The following is a 1382-nucleotide window of genomic DNA, read 5'->3' as shown; positions in this document are numbered from 1 at the left end:
CTGAATTTCTTCATACCGAGAATGATGCCCGGTGATCCCGCACAGGATTTGATGGACAAGATGCAGGGCATTCCCCTTGAATCGCTCGAAGCTATAAAGGCCGCCTTCGGTGTAGATTCGACCGACCCTCTCCTGCTCCAGTACGGAAAGTACCTGCTGAACCTTATTAAAGGTGATCTTGGAATCTCTATTTCAAGATTCCCGACACCTGTCGGGCGGGTTCTCCAGGTTGCCGTTCCCTGGACCGTTGGTCTCATGGGTACGGCAACGATTATCAGCTTTTTTCTTGGCACGATAATTGGAATAGGCGTTGCATGGAAACGCAATACGAAGTTGGCTTCTTTCACCGTGGGGCTCTTTATTTTCGTACGTTCCTTTCCATATTTCTGGCTTGGTTTATTGCTGATCTACTTTCTAGCTTTCAGAATTCCCATCTTTCCTCTCGGAAATGCCTATACTCCGCAACTGGAAAGAGGCACTCTTGAGTTTTTCCTTTCGGTCGTCAAGCATGCGATTCTTCCAGCATTGACCATAGTCATCTCTTCGATGGGAGCATGGATTCTGACCATGAGAAACAATATGATAAACGTTCTTGCGGAGGACTACATAACAGTCGCCGAGGCAAAGGGACTTCCTCTGAGAAGAATCAAGACTCTGTACGCAGCGAAAAACGCTATACTCCCTTCGATCACGGGCTTTGCAATGTCTCTTGGCTTCGTTGTAGGAGGGGGCCTACTCACTGAAATGGTCTTTTCTTACCCGGGAGTTGGTCTGATGTTGTATCAGGCCGTTCAAAGCAAAGACTATCCCCTTATGCAGGCCATTTTTCTCTTCATTTCGGTGGCTGTTTTAGTTGCGAACTTCATTGCAGATATCGCGGTCCTCATACTAGACCCGCGCGTCAGGGACGGTGGCAAGTGATGTTCAGAGATGTCTTTTCGCTTTTCATCGAAAATCGTAAGGCACTGATCGGTCTGATAATCCTGGCTTTCTTCTCTATCGTAGCGATATTTGCACCGCTGATCGCGCCTTACGATCCAAAGACAAACAAGGTTGAAGTTCTGAGCATAGTCGAAGAGGAAATTGGAAGAACAAAGACGGTCGAGAGGGAGGAGATCGACGAATTTACCGAAAAAAGAGTATACACGCAGTCTATAACAACTACCTACGAAAAAGTCACCACAAAACTTCCGCTTAACGCCAAACCTTCCCGAAACCACTTGCTGGGAACGACACGGGCAGGACAGGACCTCTTCTCCCAAATGGTCTATGGAACAAGAATCACACTTGCAGTCGGGCTCATTACCGGACTTTTCACAACGCTCCTAGCCCTTACCCTGGCTCTCGTGGCAGGGTATTTCGGCGGCATAGTGGATGATATA

At 47.9% G+C, this 1382-nt stretch carries 1 protein-coding gene and 1 pseudogene; both read left to right on the top strand.

Annotated features, from left to right (window positions below):
• On the top strand, positions 1-921 hold a 921-nt coding region (locus BG32_RS09270; RefSeq protein WP_147434915.1), incomplete at its 5' end, for an ABC transporter permease.
• A pseudogene (locus BG32_RS09265) lies at positions 921-1382 on the top strand (ABC transporter permease); the annotation flags it as partial. The gene BG32_RS09270 and the pseudogene BG32_RS09265, both read left to right, overlap by 1 nt.

Source organism: Mesotoga sp. HF07.pep.5.2.highcov, from assembly GCF_003666285.1.
GTDB classification, from domain to species: Bacteria; Thermotogota; Thermotogae; order Petrotogales; family Kosmotogaceae; genus Mesotoga; species Mesotoga prima.
Note: the sequence above shows the minus strand (reverse complement) of the source record. Positions and strands in the feature narration are given on the sequence as shown.